This is a genomic window from Geodermatophilus sp. SYSU D00698 (genome assembly GCF_054050335.1).
In genome coordinates this window covers 1-13,643 of sequence record NZ_JBJGZD010000039.1, presented here as the reverse complement: position 1 = coordinate 13,643, position 13,643 = coordinate 1, and the positions used below count along the sequence as shown (strand labels likewise).

Below are 13,643 nucleotides of genomic sequence, written 5' to 3'. Positions count from 1 at the left end.
CCGGGGTGGGGTGACGGGCCCCCGAGCCTCCGCGGGTCCCCGCGACGGCCCCGGTCCCGCACGGGCGGGACCGGGGCCGTCGTCCGTCTCGGTGCGAGCTGCTCCGGGTCGGCCCCCGGCACGCCGCCTGCTGCCCTCCGGGCGGGCCGGCGAGGACCGTCGGCGGAGGTGGCGACGCGGGGACCCGCCCGGCCCGCAGGTGCCGGTCCGAGCGGGTCCTGCCGGTCGGACGTCGCCTCAGGCGGGGCGGGCCGCGCGGTACCGGTGGGCGGCCGCCTGCCACGCCGGCCGCGGTGCCGGGATCGGCGGCAACGGACTCCGGCCGGCGACCCTCTCCACGTACAGCCGCTGCTGGTTGCGCGCGCGGACGCCGCCGTCGGCCGGCACCGCCCGGCCCTCCCACACCTCGCTCATCGCCGCGTGCAGCAGGGTGAGCGCGCGGGCGCGCATCTGCGAGACGCGGGAGAGCGTGACGCCGAGGTCGGCGGCGATGTCGGTGAGCGACTCCCCACCGAAGAAGTTGCGCTCCACGACCTCGTCGAGCCGGTCGGGCAGCGCGCGGATGGCGTCCTGCAGGTAGCGGGCCCGTTCACCGCGCAGCACCGCCCGCTCGGGGGACTCGCCGGGGTCGGGCAGGTCCAGCGTGCCGCCCTCGGCGCCGGTCTCGGCGTCGATGCTGACCATGACGGCGCGGTGGACGTCGACCTGCAGCGCGTCGAGGTCCTCGCGGCGCACCCCGAGGGCCTCGGCGAGCTCCTCGCGCGTCGGCGGCCGGCCCAGCCGGATGGTCAGGGCGTCGGACGCGGCGTCGGTGCGGCGGGCCGCGGCCCGGACCGAGCGGCTGGCCCAGTCGCCCGAGCGCAGCTCGTCCAGGACGGCGCCCTGCAGGCGGGGGAGGGCGTAGGTGGCGAACGTCGCGCCGGCCGACGGGTCGAACCGGCGGGCCACCTCGACCAGCGCCACCTTCGCGCAGGACAGGAGGTCCTCCCGGCTCACGTGGCCGGGCAGCGAGATGCGCGAGGCCACCGCGTTGACCGCGAACGAGCACAGGGCCAGGTGCTCGGTGACGAGCGCCTCGACCTCGACCTCGGAGCGCAGGACGTCGGGGCGCGCGGCGTCCGACGGCTGCGGGGGAGCGGAGCGCGCGGGGACCGCGCGGTCGGTCACCGGGGAGCGGGCTGCTGGCACGGTCCCTCTCTCGGCAGGGACCGCGCCCTCCCGGACGCACAACTCCTGCCAATCCTGGGAACTCGGCTTGAGGGGCGCTTGCCCGCTGCCGACCGTCTGTCCGCGAAGGCGGGGACACCCGCCGGGAGACGAGGGAGGCGGTGGCGGACGTGGACTTCCAGCACCTGTCGACGCTGCTGTGGCGCGAGCAGGAGCTGCTCGACCTGCTGCTGTTCAAGGCAGAGGAGAAGCAGTACCTGATCCTGTCCGGCAAGACCCGCTGGCTGGCCCGGATCGCCCACGAGATCGAGGTCGTCCTCGACCAGCTGCGCGTCCTCGAGGTCGAGCGGGCCGCCGCCACCGAGGCGATCGCCGTCCGGCTGGGCACCGGGGTCAACCCGTCGCTGCGCCAGCTGGCCGAGGCCGCGCCCGCGCCGTGGAACGACCTGCTGGCCAGGCACCACGAGGCGCTGCTGGTCCTCGTCACCGACCTGCGCAGCCTCTCCGACGCCAACCGCGAGCTCATCGAGGGCGGCCTGTCCGCGATCGGCGACGCGCTGCTGTCGGTCCGCCAGCCCACGGCCGGCACCTACGGCGCCACCGGCCGCTCCGAGCACGGGTCCTCCCGCGCGGTCACCCTGGACGGTGCCCTGTGAGTTCGTTCTCCGGCCTCAACACCGCGACGACGGCGCTGTGGGCCGCCCAGCGCGGACTCGACGTCACCGGCCAGAACATCGCCAACGTCAACACCGACGGCTACTCCCGGCAGCGGGTCGAGCTGCAGTCGGTCAACGGCAACACCGTCCCGGCGATCCACTCCGTCAGCGACCAGGTCGGTCAGGGTGTCGACGCGGACACGGTCATCCGCATCCGTGACGCGTTCCTCGAGAGCCGGGCACAGGCGGAGCGGGCCAACTCCGCGCGGTTGACCGCCGAGAGCGCGGGACTGTCCGCCGTGGAGAACGCGCTCCGCGAGCCCGGCAGCTCGGGCATCCAGAGCATGCTCGCCGACATGTGGGACGGGTGGAGCGACGTCGCGAACCACCCCGAGGACCTGGCCGCACGCAGTCAGCTGCTGCAGCGTGCGGAGACCCTGGTGTCCGGCCTCCGGACAGCTGACGGCGTCCTCGGCGCGGAATGGGAGAAGACCAGGGACAACCTCGACGCCCTGGTCGCGGACGTCAACGCCGCGGCCCGGTCCGTCGCGGACCTGAACGCCGCCATCCAGAAGGCATCGCGCGCCGGCCTGCCGGTGAACGAGCTCGCGGACAAGCGCGACGTGTTCGTCCTGCAGCTGGCGGAGAAGGTGGGCGCGACGGGCAGGGCGGGGGCCGACGGGCAGGTGGACGTCAGCATCGGGGGGACCTCCCTCGTCACCGGCGACACCGCGACCGCCCTGGAGCTCACCGGCACCACGGACTCCCGGTCGGCCGCGCCCGGGGACCCCCGCCTGGTGACCCGGCCGGGAGGGACCACCGTCCGGCCCGGCGGGACGGCGGAGGGGCAGCTGTCGGTCCTCGGGACGATCCTCCCCGGCTACCGCGGGCGGCTCGACGCGATCGCATCGCAGGTGGCCCGGACGCTCAACGACGCCCAGGCGGGGACCGGTACCGAGCCGGCCTACGACCTGGACGGTGACGTGGGCGGACCGATGGTCGACGACGGGACGGGCGCGGTCACCGTCGACCCCGCCACGGTGACCGCGGCGAACATCCGGCTGCGGCTCACCCGTCCCCAGGACGTGGCCGCCGCGCTCCTCGCGCCGGACGCCGCCGGGCCGTCGCTGGACGGCGGCAACGCGGCCGCCGCCCACCGGTTGCGCCTGGACCAGACCGGCGTGGACGCGACGTACCGCGCGCTGGTCGTGGACCTCGGGGTCCAGGCGGCCGTGGTCGCGCGCAACAGCGACATCCAGGACGTCATCACGGCCCAGGTGGACAGCGCCCGGGAGTCGGTGAGCGGAGTGAACCTCGACGAGGAGATGACCAGGATGATGTCCTTCCAGCACGCCTACTCGGCGGCCGCCCGCATGGTGACGGCCATCGACGAGTCCCTGGACGTCCTCATCAACCGCATGGGCCGAGTGGGGCTGTGACCCGGTGCGCGTGACCCAGCGCTCGATCGCGCTCACCAGCCTGCAGGGCCTCTACCGCAACCAGGACGCCGTCGGCCGGCTGCAGCAGCAGTTGACCGCGGGCAGGACGATCAGCCGCCCCTCGGACTCGCCCACGGGCACCAACCAGTCGATGATCATCCGGGCCGACGCGTCCGGCGCGGCTCAGTACGCCCGGAACATCGCCGACGGGAGCGCGTTCCTCGAGACGACGGACTCCACGTTGCAGTCCATGCTGCAGCAGACCCGGCAGGCCCGGTCGCTCGTCGTCCAGGCGGCGAGCACGGGTGGGATGAGCACGTCGTCCGCCGGCGCGATCCGCACCGAGCTCGAGGGACTCCGCACGAGCCTGCTCGGCCTGGCCAACGCGGTCGTGCAGGGCCGGCCGGTCTTCGGCGGACCCACGGGAGGCACGGTCGCCTATGCCGACGACGGCACCTTCGTCGGCCGCACGGACGGCGTCCTGACCCGCCGCGTCTCCGACCGTGAGGACATCCGGATCGACGTCACGGGGCCCGAGGCCTTCGGCACGGGGCCCACCGGTCTGTTCGCCGTGCTGGAGAGGGCTGCCGCCGCAGCGGGCGCCCAGGACGCCACCGCCCTGCAGACGGCGCTGGACGACCTCGACGGCGTCATGGAGCGGATGCTGACCGCCACCGCGGACATCGGCACCCGCGCTGCCCGCATGGACCGGGCGGCCGAGGCCAACACCGACCTCCAGCTCAGCCTCAAGCAGCAGCTGGCCGGCGTCGAGGACGTCGACCTGCCGAAGACGATCATGGAGCTGAACCTCCAGCAGGTGGGCTACCAGGTCGCTCTGCAGGCGACCGCCCAGGTCATCCAGCCCTCGCTCGCGGACTTCCTGCGGTGACCCTCGCCCCCGTCGTCACCCTGCCCCTGCTGGGCATGGTGTCCCCGCTGCCCGGCTTCCCCGACTTCCGCGACTACGTGCTCGTCACGGCCGACGGGGACGGGCTGCTGTTCTGGCTCCAGTCCCTGGACGCCGACGGTCCGCGGTTCCTGGCCATCCCCCCGGCCCGATACTTCCCGGACTACGCGCCCGTGCTGCCGGCCCAGGTGCTGGCCGACCTGGACCTCGCCGACCCGGCCGACGCCTCGCTGTTCTGCCTGGTCACCGTGCCGGCCGAGGGCCCGGCGGCGGCGACGGCGAACCTGCGCGCCCCCGTCGTGCTCAACCCGGCGAACTGGCGGGCCACCCAGGTCGTGCTCCCCGACGGCCGTCATCCGATCCGGCGTCCCCTGCGCCGATAGAGGAGGGGAGCGGTCCGACCGCTCGACACCCCGCCCCGCCGGGCGGGGGTGCCAGGAGGCCGTCACACACCCATGGAGGGGTACCCGTGCTCACACTGACCCGCAGCGTCGGCGAGACCATCCGCATCGGCGACGACATCGAGGTGCACGTCGTCGAGGTCCGCGGCGGCACCGTCCGGCTGGGCTTCAAGGCCCCGCGCGAGGTGACCATCCACCGCGAGGAGGTCTACCGGCAGATCGCCGAGGCCAACCTGCTCGCCGCGCAGGTCACCGCGGACACGCTCGGCGCGCTCGCCGCCTTCGCGCCGCAGGCCGCCGGCCCCGCGGCCGCCGCCCCGGACGCCCCTGCCGGGGCCGGGAAGCGGCCCGCCCCGCCGGAGCTGCCCGCGCGCTGACGACACGCCACCGACGGCGGGTCCGCGGCTCGGCAACAGTCGCCGATGCGCGGACCCGCCGGACCGGGATGGAGGTCCGGACGGGCAAGACCTGACGAAGGTCGGCCCGGAGATTGCACAGGGCACGGCGAGTTGTGTGCCCGTCACCGTCCGCTCATGCGCCAGAGTTGCCCCCGAGCACGACACAGGGGGCGATGAGGATGCAGCACAGCGTGATGGCAGGGACCCAGCAGGCCGACGAGACCGTCGTCGTCCATGTCCAGCTGCGGCCGCGCCGCGGGTCCACCCGGCGCTGCCTGGCCGAGCTGGCGGCTCTGGCCGCCGCGCACCCGTCGGTCGCCTTCTCGGTCACCGGGCTCGGCAAGGACGAGCGGGTCGTCCGCGTCACCGTCGGCGTGGAGCTCGGCCCCCGCGAGGCGATCGCCCGCTTCTCGCCGCAGGCGCAGGCCGCCTACGCCTTCGTCAGCGACCTGTTCACGGTCCTGTACGACCACATGCCGGTGTACGCCGCCGAGCCCTCCGCCGCCGAGCGCGCCGCCGCCGAGGTCCTCCTCCGCGCCGACGACGGCGACCTCGAGGCCCCGGCCGGCGCGTCCGCGCACGAGCGCGTCTCCGCGTAGCGCCCCACCCCTCGCCGACGCCTTCCCCGCGATCGACCAGGAGTCCCCGGTGACCAGCACCCCCCAGCCCGCCGTCCCCACCGCCGACCAGCCGGCCGACGCCGGCACCCGCGCGCCGCTCGTCTTCGGCGGGATCCCCGAGGCCGAGGGCTTCGCGCGGGTCCCGATCACCGCGCGCGACCGGGTGCACTTCCGCGTCGACCGGGACCTGCCGCTGGCCGCCTTCCGCGCCGACCTGCCCGACGGCGTCACGGTCAGCCACGACGAGGGCGAGGGGCTCTACCGCGTGGACGGCCCCTGCGGCCAGGGCCAGGTGCTCGCCGACTGGATCCGCGCCTGGTGCTCGACCCGCGACGTCGCCACCGTGGGCCTGCGCGCGGAGGCCGGCGTCCGCCGCCGCGCCCCGCGCGACCTGCCGCCGGTCTTCCTCGAGGACCTGTGCCGGCACTACCAGCCGGTCAGCCTCAAGCGGCTGCAGCGCAACATGAGCACGATCCGGATGCACCTGCCCGACCCCGACGACCTCGGCCAGCAGGTGGCCGAGTGGATCCTCAAGGCGGTCGGCCAGTACGACGAGACCAAGGGCGTCCCGTTCGGCGCCTTCCTCGCCACCCAGCTGTCCAAGTGGGTGCACGACCTGGGCCGCAACGCCCACGGCCGCACCGCCGCCGACACCGAGAACCGGCAGCAGAAGGCGATCGCCGCCTTCCAGGCCGAGCACCAGCGGCGGCCCACCGAGCGCGAGCTCGCGGCCTACATGGGGCAGAGCGTGGCCACGCTGCGGCGCAACTCGCAGACGGTCGCCACCCTCAACGGCCTGCGCAACCTGCAGTCCCTCGACGGCGGTCCGGACGCGACCGAGGTGCTGCTGCCGGACTCCGGCGAGGCGCCCGACCAGATCATGGACGAGGCGGAGCAGACGCTGCTGTCGCACGCCCTGACCGCGGCCTGCGCCCCCGACCCGACCGCCGCGCGCGGCCAGCGGGCCGCGCAGCCCAACGTCCTGGGCTGGGCCACCTGGTACCTGACCACCTGGGGCGGGCAGACCAAGACCCAGGTGTCGGCCGACCTCGGGACCTCGGTGCGCAACATGAACGTGCACGCCGACCGCGTCGAGCGGGCGCTCAAGGACCGGCTCGCCGAGTTGTCCGAGTGACGTCCCGGTAAACGGAACGCAGGAGTCCGTCGCCGACGGGTCCATCCGGGCGCGGACCTGCCGATATCGAGGACGTGACCGCGAGTCCCCGCTGCACCGACGCCGGGGGACCGCAGACGCCGACGGGGGGAGGTGTGCGGTGAGCGTGCTGCCTGCGGGCGACCCCGCCGTCGTCCTGCTCCCGCACTGGCTCTCCGGGGCCGACCGCGAGCTGCTGGCCGGCGTCGTGCGTGCCGCCGTCGAGCGGCCCGGCGTCCACCCGGTCGCCGCCGTCCACCTGGCCGACGTCCTCACCGAGCTGCACGTGGCCGCCGCCCGCGACGCCGTCTGGCCCGGCCCCGCCGCCCGCGTCCGCCGGGTGACCGGCTGGGCCGAGGACGTCCTGCCGGTGCGGCTGTCGGCCGCCGAGCTCGACAGCGTCCTCGGCCTGGCCGAGCTGCCGGGCGACCTGCGCGCGACCCTCGGGGGACGCCGCCCGTGACGCGGGGGCGCCCCGGCCGCTCCTCGTCGGGCCTGCTGCAGCGGCTGCGCCCGACGCCGGTCGCCGTCGACGACGTCCGCGCCGCCGCGGACGCGGTGCTGCCGGGCCTCGCGACCGGCGGCCTGCGCGCCGCGGTGCTCGCGGACCCCGCCCGCGGGCCGGTGCTGGTCCTGGCCGAGGACGAGCGCCGCGTGCGGGTGCCGCTGCACGACCTCGCCGAGGACATGACCGACGCCGGCGTGACCCCCACCGCCGACGGCGTCGCCGCCGCGCTCACCGCCTTCGTCGCCGCCCGCCCGGTCAGCGACGCCGCGGCCGCCGGCGCCGGCGTCGCCGTCCTCGACTGGACCGGCCCGGCGTGCACCGCCGTCGGCTGGCGGGTCGTCGTCCGCCGCGGGGACCGCACCGTCGCGTGGACGCCGTCGGACCGCGTTGACGCCGCCGTGGTGGCCCGCACCCGCACCGCCGCCACCGCCCGGGCCGCCGACGCCGGGGGCGTGCTCCGCGTCGAGGGGCCGGTGGCGCTGTGGTCGCACCCCGGCGCGCCGATGCTCGCCACGGCCGCGCTGGCCGACCCCGAGCGGCTGCTCGGGCGGATCGCCGAGGCCGGGTTGCGCGTGGCCGAGCCGCACGTCGTCGTCACGCCGCTGCGGCCGCTGGCGTGCGCCTCCGCGGGCGTGACCGACCGCCTGGCCGGGCTGACCGGCGAGGCGTGCGTGCGCCTGCCCTGGGCCGCCCTGCCCGACCTCCGCTGGCTGTGAGGCGGCCCCGCTGCAGGGTCCCGCCGCGAGCCTGCGAGCGGTGGGGGGCAGGGGGGTCCTTCGTCAGGCCAGGTGCCCGAACTCCCAGTGCCAGGGCTCGGGCTTCTCGCCGCCGGGCCGGGCCCAGTCGGGGTTGACGAAGCCGAACCGCCCGGCGTGCTCGGTCATCCACGTCCACTGCGGCGTGCCGGCGACGTTCACCCCGCCGCACAGGTCCACCGCCAGCGCCCAGCCGTGGTTCGACGTCCCCGGCACGGCGGCCAGCGTGGGCTTGCGGCGGAACGCGTCCACCTGCGCGGCCATCGACCGGTAGGAGTCGGTGACGCACAGCGGGCTGCCGAAGGCCGCCTCGTAGGCCCGGGCCAGCGCGGCGTAGCCGGCCGCGGCGTCGCAGCGCAGCGCGTGGCCGCGGGCGATCGGGCACAGCGCCTCGGCGGGGATCCGGCCGTTGGACCAGCCACCCCACGCGGGGCTCACCGGGCCGACCGGCGCCGGGGGAGCGCCGCAGGCCCCGCGGCCGGACGCCGACGCCGGCAGCGGCGCGTTCGGCGTCGCGGGCGCCGGCAGGGTGACCCGCACGGCGCGGGCGTCGGCGGGCATCGAGCGGACGCCGACCTGGTAGGTGGCCGCCGAGGCGCCGAGCACCTCGCCGTCGCCGAGGTACAGGGCCACGTCGGCGCCGCCGTCGGAGACGACCAGGTCGCCGACCTGCAGCTGCGAGGCGGGCACGACGGTCGCCGCGGCCCACTGCTCCGCGGCGCCGGCCGGCAGGTCGTAGCCGGCCAGCAGCCACGCCGAGGTGGTGAGCCCGCCGCAGTCGAAGGCGTCCGGGCCCGTGGCGCCGGCGGCGTACGGGCGGCCCAGCCGGGACAGCGCGCTGCTCACCGCGGCGACGGTCTCGGCCGGCAGCACGGTCACCGGCCGGTTGCCGACGACGGCCCACGCCACCCCGGGCACGGCCTGCCCGGCGGCGTCCAGCGCGGGGGAGAAGCCGTCGGGCAGCGTCGCCGGGTCGGCCAGCTCGGCCGCGGACGGCGGCGCGACGCCCGCCGACGCGAGCCCGGCGAGGTAGCCCTGCCAGCGCTGCAGCGCGGCGGTGTTGCGCTCCTGCTGCGCGCCGGCGGCCGGGACGGTGTCCAGCGCGGCCAGCTGCGCGGAGACGTCCAGGCCGAGGTCGTCCACGGTCGCGCGGACGCCGGCCAGCACGGTGCGGGCCTGCGCCGCGGCGGCGTCGACGGCGTCCTGCGCGGCGGCCACCCGTGCGGCGGCGGCCTCCGCCGCGGCCGCGGCGCGCTCGGCGCGGACGACGGCGGTCTCCCGCTCCTGGGCGGCGCGGTCGGCCAGCGCCTGGTGGTAGAGGACGTCGCCGGTGGTCGCGGGTGCCGCGGCGGACAGGCCGAGGACCGGCATGCGGGTCTGCGCGGAGGCGCGGTAGAGGTCGGCCGCGGCGGAGCCGACGGTGACCTGCTCGGCGGCGACGGCGGCCCGCGCCGCCTGCTCGGCCTCGACCGCGGCCCGCAGCTCGGCCCGCCGCGTGGCGACCTCGCCCTGCAGCCGGCGGTAGGCGTCGGCGTCCTGCAGCAGGGTGCTGCGGGCGGCCAGGGCCAGGCCCGCGGCGTCGGGGGCCACCGTGGCCGAGCCGGGCGCGGAGGTGGCCGGGGCGAGCAGCACGGTGAGGACGGGCACGAGCAGCGTGGCCAGGCCGACGACCAGCAGCCGGGTGCGCCAGGGGCCGCGCCCGCGCGGCGTCCGTGCGGCGGGCCGGCGGCGGGCCGGCTGCTTCCGGCGCTTCTCCGTCGTCCTCTGCGCCGCGGTGCCGGTGCGGCGCGGGGGGACCGGAGCGCCGGTGGCGGCGCGGGCGGCGAGCAGGGCGCGCAGCGCCTCGGCCTCGCGGGCGGTGAGCTCGCGGCGGGGAGCGGTGCGGGGGGAGGCCGTGCGGGAGGGGGTGGCCGTGCGCGCCGGAGCGGGCGTGCGTGGTGCGGGCACGGCGGGGTCCCCCGGGCGGTCTCGATCGGCTGGCCGCGCTCCGGCGTGGAGCGCTCGCCGTCAGATCGACCGCCCGGGGGACCCGGAGGAGGGACGGGAGGGGAGGCCTCACCCCGACGGGGGAGGGGATGCGCCCGGCCGGGGGACCGGGCCGGCGCGCCGGGCCCCTCCGCGGAGACGCCCGGCGCGCCTCCGCCGCGAGGTCAGCGGTCGGGCGGCCACCAGGCGCCGTGCCGCGCCACCAGCGGGATGCGGTGCTCGGCGCCGTCCTCGGTGACCACGACCAGCTCGACGGCGGTGATCGGCACCGGCCGGTCGTCGTCGTCGCGCAGCAGCCGCCCGGTGGCCAGCGGGATCGGGGGGAGGACCAGCAGGTCCTCGCCGGGCGGCTCGCTGCCCATCGACGACGTCGTCAGCGCTCGGCCAGCGGGACGAACGCCCGCTCGGTCTCACCGGTGTAGACCTGCCGCGGGCGGCCGATCTTCGTCGTCGGGTCGGCGATCATCTCCCGCCACTGCGCGATCCACCCGGGCAGCCGGCCCAGCGCGAACAGCACGGTGAACATGCGGGTCGGGAAGCCCATCGCCCGGTAGATCAGCCCGGTGTAGAAGTCGACGTTCGGGTAGAGCCTGCGCTCGACGAAGTAGTCGTCGGACAGCGCGATCTCCTCGAGCTGGCGGGCGAGGTCGAGCAGCTGGTTGTCCCCGCCGAGCTTGTCGAGCACGGTGTCCGCGGTCTGCTTCACGATCGCCGCGCGCGGGTCGTAGTTCTTGTACACCCGGTGCCCGAAGCCCATGAGCTTGACGCCGGGCTCCTTCTTCTTCACCCGCTCGACGAACGCCGGGATGTCCCCGCCCTCGCCCTGGATGGACTCGAGCATCTCCAGCACCGACTGGTTGGCCCCGCCGTGCAGCGGGCCGAACAGCGCGTTGATGCCGGCCGACACCGAGGCGAAGAGGTTGGCGTGCGAGGAGCCCACCAGCCGCACCGTCGACGTCGAGCAGTTCTGCTCGTGGTCGGCGTGCAGCACGAAGAGCATGTCGAGGGCGGCGGCGAGCTCGGGGTCGACCTCGTAGGGCTCGGCCGGGAAGCCGAAGGTCATCCGCAGGAAGTTCTCGACCAGGCCCAGCGAGTTGTCCGGGTAGAGGAACGGCTGGCCGACCGACTTCTTGTACGCGTAGGCCGCGATCGTGGGCAGCTTGGCCAGCAGCCGGACGGTGGAGATCTCCACCTGGTGCGGGTCGAAGGGGTCCAGCGAGTCCTGGTAGAAGGTCGACAGGGCGCTGACCGCCGAGGACAGCACCGGCATCGGGTGGGCGTCGCGCGGGAAGCCCTGGAAGAACTGCTTGAGGTCCTCGTGCAGCAGGGTGTGCCGGCGCAGCTTCTCGTCGAAGGCGGCCAGCTGGTCGGCCGTGGGCAGCTCGCCGTAGATCAGCAGGTAGGTGACCTCGAGGAAGCTGGCCTTCCCGGCGAGCTGGTCGATGGGGTAGCCGCGGTAGCGCAGGACGCCGGCGTCACCGTCGATGTAGGTGATGTCCGACGTGCACGAGGCGGTGTTGACGAAGCCGACGTCGAGCGCCACCTGCCCGGTGGTCGCCAACAGCTTGGAGACGTCGAGCCCGGAGGGTCCCTCCGACGCCGGGACCGTGCGCAGCGGGAGGTCACCCCCCGCGTGTCGCAGGGATACCTCGGGGGTGCTGGCTGTCTCGGTCATGGTGGCCCGACGCTACTGGCGTCGGGCCCCGAGGACGACAGGGACCGTCCCCGCACGGGGGTGGGCCGGGGCTCCCGGCCCACCCCGCACGGTCAGGGGTGGGTCATCGAGAGGACGTCGAGGGCCTCGTCGAGCTGGGCCTCGGTGAGCTTGCCCTGCTCGACGTAGCCGCGCTCGAGCACCACCTGGCGGATCGTCTTCTGCTCGGTCAGCGACTGCTTGGCGACCTTCGCGGCCTCCTCGTAGCCGATGTACTTGTTCAGCGGCGTCACGATCGACGGCGAGGACTCCGCGTAGGTCCGGCACTGCTCGACGTTGGCGACGATCCCGTCGACGCAGCGGTCGGCCAGGATCCGGCTGACGTTGGCCAGCAGGCGGATCGACTCGAGCACGTTGCGGGCCATGAGCGGCAGCGTCACGTTGAGCTCGAAGACGCCGGTGGTGCCGGCGTAGGTGACCGCGGCGTCGTTGCCGATGACCTGGGCGGCGACCTGGATGACCGCCTCGGGGATCACCGGGTTCACCTTGCCCGGCATGATCGAGCTGCCCGGCTGCAGGTCGGGCAGCTGGATCTCGCCGAGCCCGGTGCGGGGGCCCGAGCCCATCCACCGCAGGTCGTTGGCGATCTTCACCAGGCCGACGGCGATCGTCTTCAGCTGGCCGGAGGCCTCGACCAGCGAGTCCCGGGAGCTCTGCGCCTCGAAGTGGTTGCGCGCCTCGGACAGCGGCAGGTCCAGCTCCGCGGCGAGGGTGTCGATGATCGCGGCCGCGAAGCCGGGCGGGGTGTTGATCCCGGTGCCGACGGCGGTGCCGCCCAGCGGCAGCTCACCGATGCGCGGCAGCGAGGCCTCCAGCCGCTCGACGCCGTAGCGGATCGCCGCGGCGTAGCCGCCGAACTCCTGGCCGAGGGTGACCGGGGTGGCGTCCATGAGGTGGGTGCGGCCGCTCTTCACGACCTCGGCGAACTCCGTCTCCTTGCGGGTGAGGGAGGACTCGAGGTGGCGCAGGGCCGGGACGAGGTCGCGCACGATCGCCCGGGTGGCGGCCACGTGGATGGCCGAGGGGAAGACGTCGTTGGACGACTGCGAGGCGTTGACGTGGTCGTTCGGGTGCACCGGCGTGCCGGCGGCCTCGGTGGCGAGGGTCGCGACGACCTCGTTGGTGTTCATGTTGCTCGACGTCCCCGAGCCGGTCTGGAAGACGTCGATGGGGAAGTGCTCGTCCCACCTCCCGGACGCCACCTCGGCGGCGGCCGCGGCGATCGCCCGCGCGACCTCGCCGTCGAGGACGCCGAGGTCGGCGTTGACGCGGGCCGCGGCGCCCTTGATGGCGGCCAGGGCGGCGATGAGCTCGCGCTCGATGGGGGTGCCGGAGATGGGGAAGTTCTCGACGGCGCGCTGGGTCTGGGCGCGCCACTTGGCCCACGCGGGGACACGGACCTCCCCCATGGAGTCGTGCTCGACGCGGTAGTCCTGCTCGGTGGCCACGCTGGCTCCCGTGTGGTGTCGGTGGGATCGGTGCTGCACGCGTGACCCTAGAAGGGCCCCGTCCTCCCCACTGCCCGCAGCCTCGGAGTGGGACCCGGGACGGCGCGGCTCCGGGTCCTACGGTGCGGCGACGCCGACGGCCCGAGGAGACCCCGTGACCCACCCGTACACCCCGGACGCGCCCGGCACCGTCCCCGTGGGCGGCTGGACGCCGTGGGGCACCTGGGACCCCACCGCCGGCCGGGCGCCCGCCGTCCCGCCGGCGCCCGCGCCGGTGGCCGCCCCCGCGCCGGCCTCCCGCGTCCTCCCCGCCGCCCTGCTCGCGGGCGGCCTCGCCCTCGGGCTGGTGCTCGCCGCCGTCGTCGGCGCGCTGGTGCTCCGCGGCGCCGCGGACGACGCCCGCCGCCCGGGCCGCGCCGCCCAGGGCGCGCCGGGGGGGGGGGGCCCCAAAACCCGCCGTACCCCCCAATAACAAAAAAAACCTAAACGGG

At 75.7% G+C, this 13,643-nt stretch carries 15 protein-coding genes; 10 read left to right on the top strand and 5 right to left on the bottom strand.

Features of this window, described 5'->3' with window-relative positions; all coding sequences use genetic code 11:
• Window positions 1-237: 237 nt before the first annotated feature.
• The gene (locus ACI8AB_RS22350; protein WP_387993886.1) at window positions 238-1,167 is read right to left on the bottom strand and encodes a sigma-70 family RNA polymerase sigma factor; all 930 of its coding nucleotides are present in this window, start codon (window positions 1,165-1,167) and stop codon (window positions 238-240) included.
• 161 nt (window positions 1,168-1,328) lie between these two features.
• On the opposite strand from ACI8AB_RS22350, the gene ACI8AB_RS22345 reads away from it, so the two are divergent.
• The 9 genes from ACI8AB_RS22345 (at window position 1,329) to ACI8AB_RS22305 (ending at window position 7,965) form a co-directional block, all read left to right on the top strand.
• Window positions 1,329-1,823: a flagellar protein FlgN gene (locus ACI8AB_RS22345; protein ID WP_387993888.1), complete on the top strand. Its 495-nt coding sequence runs from the start codon at window positions 1,329-1,331 to the stop codon at window positions 1,821-1,823.
• A complete protein-coding gene (gene flgK, locus ACI8AB_RS22340) occupies window positions 1,820-3,262 on the top strand; it encodes a flagellar hook-associated protein FlgK (RefSeq protein ID WP_456951939.1) in 1,443 nt (480 codons plus the stop codon). Before ACI8AB_RS22345 ends, flgK begins: the two co-directional genes overlap by 4 nt.
• A 10-nt stretch (window positions 3,263-3,272) precedes the next feature.
• Complete coding sequence (locus tag ACI8AB_RS22335) at window positions 3,273-4,151, top strand: flagellin N-terminal helical domain-containing protein (RefSeq protein WP_456951938.1); 879 nt, start codon at window positions 3,273-3,275, stop codon at window positions 4,149-4,151.
• Window positions 4,148-4,552, top strand: coding sequence for a flagellar assembly protein FliW (gene fliW / locus ACI8AB_RS22330; protein WP_456951937.1), 405 nt, complete (start codon window positions 4,148-4,150; stop codon window positions 4,550-4,552). Before ACI8AB_RS22335 ends, fliW begins: the two co-directional genes overlap by 4 nt.
• A gap of 86 nt (window positions 4,553-4,638) precedes the next feature.
• Entirely contained in the window at window positions 4,639-4,947 is a 309-nt protein-coding gene (gene csrA / locus ACI8AB_RS22325; RefSeq protein ID WP_456904100.1) for a carbon storage regulator, read from the top strand.
• A 215-nt stretch (window positions 4,948-5,162) separates the two neighbouring features.
• Window positions 5,163-5,567 (top strand): hypothetical protein, encoded by a 405-nt coding sequence (locus ACI8AB_RS22320; protein WP_456951936.1) that lies wholly within the window; start codon window positions 5,163-5,165, stop codon window positions 5,565-5,567.
• A gap of 49 nt (window positions 5,568-5,616) precedes the next feature.
• Window positions 5,617-6,723, top strand: coding sequence for a flagellar biosynthesis protein FliA (locus ACI8AB_RS22315; protein WP_456951935.1), 1,107 nt, complete (start codon window positions 5,617-5,619; stop codon window positions 6,721-6,723).
• A gap of 139 nt (window positions 6,724-6,862) precedes the next feature.
• On the top strand, window positions 6,863-7,204 hold the full coding sequence (locus ACI8AB_RS22310; RefSeq protein WP_387993906.1) for a hypothetical protein: 342 nt from the start codon (window positions 6,863-6,865) through the stop codon (window positions 7,202-7,204).
• Window positions 7,201-7,965, top strand: a complete 765-nt coding sequence (locus ACI8AB_RS22305) for a hypothetical protein (protein ID WP_456951934.1) — start codon at window positions 7,201-7,203, stop codon at window positions 7,963-7,965. Before ACI8AB_RS22310 ends, ACI8AB_RS22305 begins: the two co-directional genes overlap by 4 nt.
• A 63-nt stretch (window positions 7,966-8,028) precedes the next feature.
• On the opposite strand, the gene ACI8AB_RS22300 is transcribed toward ACI8AB_RS22305, so the two are convergent.
• The 4 genes from ACI8AB_RS22300 to ACI8AB_RS22285 all read right to left on the bottom strand — a co-directional run bounded on the left by ACI8AB_RS22300 (window position 8,029) and on the right by ACI8AB_RS22285 (window position 13,152).
• Entirely contained in the window at window positions 8,029-9,951 is a 1,923-nt protein-coding gene (locus tag ACI8AB_RS22300; protein ID WP_456951933.1) for an NlpC/P60 family protein, read from the bottom strand.
• A gap of 203 nt (window positions 9,952-10,154) precedes the next feature.
• Window positions 10,155-10,352, bottom strand: coding sequence for a hypothetical protein (locus ACI8AB_RS22295; RefSeq protein WP_387993914.1), 198 nt, complete (start codon window positions 10,350-10,352; stop codon window positions 10,155-10,157).
• A gap of 11 nt (window positions 10,353-10,363) precedes the next feature.
• Entirely contained in the window at window positions 10,364-11,665 is a 1,302-nt protein-coding gene (locus ACI8AB_RS22290) for a citrate synthase (RefSeq protein WP_456951932.1), read from the bottom strand.
• 92 nt (window positions 11,666-11,757) lie between these two features.
• Window positions 11,758-13,152, bottom strand: coding sequence for a class II fumarate hydratase (locus ACI8AB_RS22285; RefSeq protein ID WP_456951931.1), 1,395 nt, complete (start codon window positions 13,150-13,152; stop codon window positions 11,758-11,760).
• A gap of 154 nt (window positions 13,153-13,306) precedes the next feature.
• On the opposite strand from ACI8AB_RS22285, the gene ACI8AB_RS22280 reads away from it, so the two are divergent.
• Window positions 13,307-13,624, top strand: a complete 318-nt coding sequence (locus ACI8AB_RS22280) for a hypothetical protein (protein ID WP_456951930.1) — start codon at window positions 13,307-13,309, stop codon at window positions 13,622-13,624.
• Window positions 13,625-13,643 lie beyond the last annotated feature (19 nt).

Excerpts from the sequence above, each read along its gene's own strand:
- ACI8AB_RS22320 (WP_456951936.1), top strand. The coding sequence starts at position 5,163 with ATGGCAGGGACCCAGCAGGCCGACGAGACCGTCGTCGTCCATGTCCAG.
- ACI8AB_RS22295 (WP_387993914.1), bottom strand. The coding sequence starts at position 10,352 with ATGGGCAGCGAGCCGCCCGGCGAGGACCTGCTGGTCCTCCCCCCGATC.
- ACI8AB_RS22290 (WP_456951932.1), bottom strand. The coding sequence starts at position 11,665 with ATGACCGAGACAGCCAGCACCCCCGAGGTATCCCTGCGACACGCGGGG.